This is a genomic window from Neptuniibacter sp. UBA6509, from assembly GCA_002435145.1.
Taxonomy (GTDB): domain Bacteria; phylum Pseudomonadota; class Gammaproteobacteria; order Pseudomonadales; family Balneatricaceae; genus Neptuniibacter.
Window position 1 is genome coordinate 4,914 of record DJLT01000055.1, and the last position, 7,228, is coordinate 12,141.

Annotated in this window: 7 protein-coding genes and 1 pseudogene; 2 read left to right on the plus strand and 6 right to left on the minus strand. The window is 43.6% G+C overall.

The window, feature by feature from the left end; translation table 11 throughout:
• Positions 1-606, plus strand: a pseudogene (locus B4K11_RS07355) (threonine ammonia-lyase, biosynthetic); the annotation flags it as partial.
• A gap of 69 nt (positions 607-675) precedes the next feature.
• Here B4K11_RS07355 and B4K11_RS07360 read toward each other — a convergent pair.
• Positions 676-1,626, minus strand: a complete 951-nt coding sequence (locus B4K11_RS07360; protein WP_292955063.1) for an RluA family pseudouridine synthase — start codon at positions 1,624-1,626, stop codon at positions 676-678.
• A gap of 47 nt (positions 1,627-1,673) precedes the next feature.
• Complete coding sequence (locus tag B4K11_RS07365; protein ID WP_292955065.1) at positions 1,674-2,600, minus strand: LysR family transcriptional regulator; 927 nt, start codon at positions 2,598-2,600, stop codon at positions 1,674-1,676.
• A 95-nt stretch (positions 2,601-2,695) separates the two neighbouring features.
• Here B4K11_RS07365 and B4K11_RS07370 point away from each other — a divergent pair, with 95 nt between their 5' ends.
• Positions 2,696-3,061, plus strand: a complete 366-nt coding sequence (locus B4K11_RS07370; RefSeq protein WP_292955067.1) for a tautomerase family protein — start codon at positions 2,696-2,698, stop codon at positions 3,059-3,061.
• A gap of 10 nt (positions 3,062-3,071) precedes the next feature.
• On the opposite strand, the gene B4K11_RS07375 is transcribed toward B4K11_RS07370, so the two are convergent.
• The 4 genes from B4K11_RS07375 to B4K11_RS07390 all read right to left on the minus strand — a co-directional run bounded on the left by B4K11_RS07375 (position 3,072) and on the right by B4K11_RS07390 (position 6,894).
• Positions 3,072-3,572 (minus strand): hypothetical protein, encoded by a 501-nt coding sequence (locus B4K11_RS07375; protein ID WP_292955069.1) that lies wholly within the window; start codon positions 3,570-3,572, stop codon positions 3,072-3,074.
• Between the two features lie 171 nt (positions 3,573-3,743).
• On the minus strand, positions 3,744-5,141 hold the full coding sequence (locus B4K11_RS07380; protein WP_292955071.1) for a TRAP transporter large permease: 1,398 nt from the start codon (positions 5,139-5,141) through the stop codon (positions 3,744-3,746).
• Entirely contained in the window at positions 5,141-5,743 is a 603-nt protein-coding gene (locus B4K11_RS07385; RefSeq protein WP_292955073.1) for a TRAP transporter small permease, read from the minus strand. Before B4K11_RS07385 ends, B4K11_RS07380 begins: the two co-directional genes overlap by 1 nt.
• 167 nt (positions 5,744-5,910) lie before the next feature.
• Complete coding sequence (locus B4K11_RS07390; protein WP_292955075.1) at positions 5,911-6,894, minus strand: TRAP transporter substrate-binding protein; 984 nt, start codon at positions 6,892-6,894, stop codon at positions 5,911-5,913.
• Between the last annotated feature and the right edge of the window lie 334 nt (positions 6,895-7,228).

Here is a 7,228-nt window from a genome sequence, read left to right on the forward strand (position 1 = left end):
TCTGGCGCTAATGTTAACTTTGACCGTTTACGCCATATTGCTGAACGTACGGAACTGGGCGAGAAACGCGAAGCGATCATTGCGGCCCGTATTCCTGAAAAACCGGGCAGTTTTAAAAAGTTCTGTTCCGCGCTAGGGAAGCGCAATATCACAGAATTTAACTACCGTTACAGCGATGATAGCAACGCAATTGTATTTGCCGGCATTCAATTAACACCCGATGAGAATGCCCGTGAGGAACTTGTATCTGAGCTTCGCGATAAAGCCTATGAAGTTGAAGACTTAAGCGAAAACGAGATCGCAAAGATCCATGTTCGCTATATGGTGGGTGGCCATGCCCCCAAAACCTTAGATGATGAAGTAATCTATCGTTTTGAGTTCCCAGAGCGCCCCGGCGCCTTAATGAATTTCCTCAGCAAACTAGGTGGAAAGTGGAATATATCCATGTTCCATTACCGTAACCATGGTGCTGCTTATGGCCGCGTTTTGGTAGGTATGCAAGTACCTGAAGAGGAACGTGATCAAGTAGGTACTTTCTTAAGCGAAATTGGTTACAACTACTGGGAAGAAACCGACAACGCTGCTTATCAGTTGTTTTTAGGGTAAAAATTACTGATAGTGATGAGTATAAGGAGCGCTTCTAGCAAAGCGCTCCTTATCAATTAAACAACATCCTCATTCACCATCAATACAACCATCCGCATTGATGGTTATAGATCGATTATCAATAAACAAGGTCAAACTCACCGCTGACAGCTGATGATAAGGCGTCAATAGAACTTTATAATCCTCAGCAAAAAGTTCCTTTTCTATTCTTTTCAGATAGTAATATCCGTCATGGGAATACACTTTGTCACCTATAATCGGATGCCCAAGATGCGCTAACTGAACACGTATCTGGTGCTTACGACCGGTATACAGTTCACACTCGATAAGTGAACGGTCACCTTGTCTAGCTAAGACTTTAAAGCCTGTTTTACTTAGCTTTGGTTTAAGAAAAAGCTCTGGTGTTTGAGGATCAACCACATAGACTTGGCTGCGAATTGCACTGCCTTGTTTTTCGGACAGCTCACATTCAAACAGTTTTTCATCCCATTCAGGTAAACCTTTCACCCATGCATGGTAGATTTTTTTTTGAATTAACGTCTTTATCTGGGGCTTCCATTTTCTATCCGCATCGCTGTTTTTAGCCACCATCATGACCCCGGATGTTTCCGCATCTAAACGGTGTAAAAGTTGAGCTTTATAATATGGGGTTTCTCTACGAATAAGGGAGATCAAACTGTTATATAAGTTACGTGTAGTCCGACTGACGGGCAGTAACGAGGGCTTATAGACCGCCATCAATTCACTGTTCTCCCACAGTACCTTCCACCCGACATCCACCTCAGCTTCACGATGCTCCGGGAATCGAATTTGAATATAATCACCCTTATTTACCCGCTGTTCGGGAGTCGCAATCTGCCCATTCAGACACACATAACCTTGTAAGAAATATTCATCTATCGACTGACAATACCTATCAATTAAACGCGGCTCTAAAAACGCAAATACACTCAAGTCATCAACCGCGTCGAACACCTCAAACCGCAGTTCAAATCCTGCCTGAATCAAACCTAACCCCATACTCATTAACTCTTATCTGTTGAAACTCTTATTTATTCGAGCGCTTATTAACTGCTGTTCTTATTAACTGATAAGGCATCAGCAATGTAGGTTTCCAATAACTCAATCCACTGCCCGGAGACATCTTTGTGTGTAACTGCACTGTAATTAACTTTCGGCCCTTTCCCTTTTAACGGTCTATATACTGTACCAGCAATACAGCTTTGCTTTAATGACTCGGCAATCGTTGCAACACCCTGTCGCGCTGCGACTAGCCCGATGGCAGTAGAGCGCGGCGCAGTTTCAATAATGCCTTTGGGGCTAAAACCAGCATTATGACAGTGGCCTAAAATATCATCGTACATAATTGGGTTAGTCGATCGGGGAAAGAGGATCAACGTATCGTTTTTCAAATCAGCCAGATCAATCTCTCTGTTTCCAACTAAAAAGTGATCATCTGGCAAAATAACGCCTATGTTATCGGGCTGAATAGGCAATACTTTCAGTTCAGGGCTATTGGGACAATGAAGAATAAACGCAGCATCCAACTGCTTATTTGTTACCCGCGTAATAAGCTTATCGGATGTATCCTCCACGAACTCAAATTCACAGCCATGCAGCTTACTTTGCAAATGGCGAATAATACCAGGCAGGAAGCTGGACATCGCCGCACTGGAAAACCCCACTCGAAGAAATACCGAGCGCCCCTCAGCCACTGAACGTGTTTGCAGCGCTAAGTCAGAAAAACCATCCAACAAATGCGGCCCTTTATCCTGCAGATACTTACCCGCATCAGTCAGTTTAATTTGTCGCTTTTGGCGATCAAATAACTGACATTTCAATGCATCCTCCATCTGAGACATTTGCCGACTAAGCGCGGGCTGGGCTATATGCAAACGTTCAGCCGCTTTTCTGAAACTAAGTTCTTCAGCAATCACTAAAAAATTACGCAAGTGACGTATTTCAAAACCAAACTGATAGCTATTATTTATCATATGATCGCCAAACTATATTAGACCGGTATCAGTTTAAAGAATAATAATAGACATTCAACGTTTTAAAGAATGATCTTTTTCTAGAGGAAATGAACATGCCCTTGGTTAACATATCTATTCTCAAAGGGAAGCCTGCAGAATACGCTATCGCCGTTGCTGACAGTATTAATAGCGCCGTTATAGAAACAATGGATTTCCCGGACGATGATCGCTATCAAGTGATCCATGAATTAGAGCCGCACTGTTTACAATTGCAGGAAAGAACTGAAGATAGGGTCATCATGCACCTAACAATGCGCGCGGGACGTTCGAATAAAGCGAAGCAGGCTTTCTATGCAAAAGTAGTGGAGAATTTAGCGGAACGCCCCGGTATAAAACCAGAAAACGTATTGATCAGTATCGTAGAAAACCACGACATCGATTGGTCATTCCGTGATGGAGTCGCGCAGTTCGTTGTTTAACAACTAACCTTTATGGCATCTCAGGGGAATGATCAAACTTATTACCAAAAAAGGCCTGAAGGCTAAAAAGTAATAATGAGGTTAAGCCCCATGCTAAGCCGGTGACAACTCCCAAATCAACAATACCACGCCAAGGCTGTTCAAGTTGATGCACTAATAACACCATCCCGATAATACCTAACGTCAGGCAGTAAGTGACGATCATTCGTTTGCGTACTATCGAAAAAAATCCCATACAGAATAGAGGCGCTAAAACGACCCTTAACGGCGAAGCATTCTGTGAGAGATACAAAAGGCGCGCTGCAACACGCGGAGACCAAGCTTGCTGAAAACCACGATACCCTTCAGCAAAGCCCATGAAAGCAATACTCACAGCCAATGCAAGCCAATGGTACCAATCCAGTGGGTAAGAAAACGTTTCTAAGCCAATTGTACTCAAACGATAGATTGCACTACCTAATAAAAGGCTAATTCCAGTAATGCCCCACAGCGCTGCTATATAACCTAACACCTAGACTCTCTTTTTCTAAAAATTCATATAAGCGTAGGATTATACCTATTGTGGCCACAACTACCCAATTTAGGACAAAAAAAACCACCGCAAGCGGTGGTTAATGCACTAATCAACAGATTAGGGTGTAGAGGCTATAAGTTAGCCTCCGGACTTTCGGGCTGACAATCGTTAGTAACCCTTCAACTGATCGATATATTCTGGCAAGAATAGTGAGATCTGCGGAACATAAGTAATAAGCATAAGGAAGCCAAGTAATAGACAGAGCCATGGCAAGCAGGCCTTGATGACCCATATCATGTTCTGCCCGGTTATCCCGGCGGTGACAAAGAGGTTAAGTCCCACAGGCGGGGTCAACATCCCGATCTCCATATTAACCACCATGATAATACCTAAGTGAATGGGGTCGATACCCAACTGCATCGCAATAGGGAACAAGATAGGCGCCATGATCAACAAGATTGCTGACGGCTCCATAAAGTTACCCGCTATCAATAGCAGAATGTTCACAACAATCAGGAAGCCCCACGCAGGTAAACCCCATGCCATAATCTGTTCGGCAATAGTGTGAGGGATACGCTCTGTTGTCAGAACATGTGCAAACAACATCGCATTAGCAATAATGAATAGCAGCATCATAGATACTTTCGATGCGTCTAAAAGCACTTTTCTAACTTCAGGGTCAGTAATTGACTTAGGAATAGCCATTAGCATCTGGAAACCATTACGCACTGCAGCGGTAACTACGTTTTCACCCGCTTTCTGCCATGGAATACCTTTCATTGGACCAATATCACGGTAACCCATCACTGCAATGAAATAGCCGTAAACCGCAGCAACCGCAGCCGCTTCAGTTGGTGAAGCCACACCACCGTATATAGAACCTAATACGATAATGATGAGCATCAGACCGCCCAAAGCGATTAAACCTGATTTTGCTAACGCTTTGAAACCTGGGAATGGCTGAGACGGCAATCCTTTAACACGCGCAACGATATAGATCGCAATCATTAAGATCAGACCCATCATTAAGCCAGGAATGAAACCCGCCATGAACATACGTGACGCCGATACTTCAGTCGCAGCAGCATAAACCAGCATTACGATAGAAGGAGGAATCAAGATACCCAGCGTACCGGCATTTGCGATAACACCCGCCGCAAAAGACTGTGGATAACCTGAACGCACCATACCGGCAATACAGATCGTACCGATAGCCGCTACCGTCGCAGGCGAAGAACCTGATACCGCAGCAAATAGCATACACGCCATTACCGACGCCATCGCTAAACCACCTCTGATATGCCCTACGGTATCAACCGCAAAGTTAATCAAACGTTTTGCTACCCCCCCGGTAGACAAAAACGCAGAGGACAGAATAAAGAATGGAATCGCTAACAGTGTGTAGTGTTCCGAAGTTGCTTCAAATAACTTAAGCGAAATAGACGCTAGAGAATCATTTGAGAACAGTAAAATGGTCGTTACAGAAGATAAGCCCAACGCGATTGCGATAGGCATACCAATAATCATGCACCCAAAAAGAGTGATAAACAGTACGGCGATAGTCATTATTTATCCCCCTGCTTTGGAGTCTTATTAGGATCAATATCAACAGAGTTTGTCGGAGCATCTCCCAACGCGGTCTCTTTAAGATCTTTCGCGATCTCCATAGATTCCTCTGCTTCATCTGCAAAATGGAAACCGTCAGCTTGCTTGGTTATCACTTTCCAACCCAACTGTAGGAAACGAATAATCAGCAGTACAAAGCCGATCACCAAAATAGTCATTGGGATCCACTTAGGAACAGGAAGATCTTCCAGCTCAATGCCGATCATTTTCATTTTACTGAGATAGATCCAAGAGCCGTAAAGGAAAAGTCCGCAATAGACTAAGCACAAAGCAACAGCCACAAGCGTCATAAAACGATGCGTACCTTCAGGAAGCATTTTGACGAATACGTCAACGCCGATGTGTGCACCCACTTTAACGCCATAAGAGGCACCAAAGAGAACAAACCAAGCGGCAAGAAGTAGGGTCACTTCCTGTGCCCAGTGAATACCGGCATTAAAACCGAAGCGTGCGATTACTTCAGCAAATACCAGTAAGGTCATTGAAACTAGAAGTACAGACAAAAAGCCCTCTTCCAGTTTAGTCACGAGATTACGTACCATAACGGCCCCCGTAGCGACTCACGTCGTTAACTTAATTATTGTTTAAGAAACATTCACAGGACAGCTTCATCATTTCTTATGATGCTGACTGAAGCTCTTCTCTGAATGCGGGAGAGATAGATACCAGGTAAGGCGAAAGCCCTACCCGGTAGAAAGTCACAACAAGATTAGTTGTTTGACGCTTGAGCAGCTTTAATTAGATCAGCACCAACCTGATCTTCAAACTGTTTCCATACAGGCTTCATCGCTTCAACCCACTGAGCACGTTCTGCATCAGTCAGTGAAAGAACTTCAGAACGCTTAGAATCAACAATCAGCTGTTTATCAGACGCTGCTTTTTCAGCAGCAATGCCGTTACCGTGAAGAATCGCTTCATCAAGTGCCTTTTTCACTTCAACCTTCAGGTCTTCATCAAGCTCCATCCAGAACTCAGCAGACGTTACCACTAGGTAATCTAGAACACCGTGGTTAGATTCTGTGATGAATGGCTGTACTTCAAAGAATTTTTTAGAATAGATGTTAGACCAAGTATTTTCCTGACCATCGATGGCTTTTGTCTGAAGCAGTGTAAATACTTCAGAGAAAGGCTTCTTCAGAGGTACCGCATCAACCGCTTCAAACTGCGCCTGTAGCACATCGGAAGTCATAATACGGAACTTCTTACCTTCAGCATCAGCAGGCACTTTCAGTGGATTACTTGCAGAAAGCTGCTTCATACCATTATGTAAGTAACCTAGGCCTACCAAGCCTTTGCTCTCAAGCGAAGTCAGTAGTTTCTGACCTTCTGGACCATTCTGGAACCGTTCTACCGCTGCCATATCTTTAAATAGGAAAGGTAGATCAAAGATCTGAAGGGACTTGGTATATTTCTGGAATTTAGATAGTGAAGGTGCAGCCATCTGCACATCACCTAGAAGCATTGCCTCTAGTACTTTGTTATCGCCAAACAGCTGAGAGTTAGGAAATACCTTAACTTCAACTTTACCTGCAAGACGTTCATCTACAAGCTCTTTAAACTTAACCGCCATCTGACCTTTTGGCGTGTTCTCCGCTACAACGTGTGAGAATTTGATCTCAACCGGGGCAGCGCTGGCAGCTTGAGCACCAAGTGTCAAAGCTAGGGAAGTTACTGCAGCAGTCAGTAAACGCATGTGGCATCTCCTGTTATTGGACTTTAATTTATCGTTTTTGTTTTTAAATTCAGTTCTTCTGCTCGTACACAGACCTGTCTGAATCCGTACCTAGACAAAGCAATAAGAGGGCCAACCACAAAAAACTGGAGAAAAACTACCTATAACCTACTGAAGAGAAAGGAATAATTAATATTAATGGATTTATTAGAGCACTATTCCTATCTTTATAAAGTGGCGGATTCCCACACATTCAAACAAAACTTGAGGGGGGATTTTGACCCTTTAGACAAATTCAAAGTGAATTGTAAAAACAGCTTTCGCCATTTATTTGATCTATATCGGCATGTAACTC

Coding starts and splice junctions, on each gene's coding strand:
- B4K11_RS07390 (WP_292955075.1), bottom strand. CDS start 6,894: ATGCGTTTACTGACTGCTGCAGTAACTTCCCTAGCTTTGACACTTGGT.
- B4K11_RS07365 (WP_292955065.1), bottom strand. CDS start 2,600: ATGATAAATAATAGCTATCAGTTTGGTTTTGAAATACGTCACTTGCGT.
- B4K11_RS07370 (WP_292955067.1), top strand. CDS start 2,696: ATGCCCTTGGTTAACATATCTATTCTCAAAGGGAAGCCTGCAGAATAC.
- B4K11_RS07360 (WP_292955063.1), bottom strand. CDS start 1,626: ATGGGGTTAGGTTTGATTCAGGCAGGATTTGAACTGCGGTTTGAGGTG.
- B4K11_RS07385 (WP_292955073.1), bottom strand. CDS start 5,743: ATGGTACGTAATCTCGTGACTAAACTGGAAGAGGGCTTTTTGTCTGTA.
- B4K11_RS07380 (WP_292955071.1), bottom strand. CDS start 5,141: ATGACTATCGCCGTACTGTTTATCACTCTTTTTGGGTGCATGATTATT.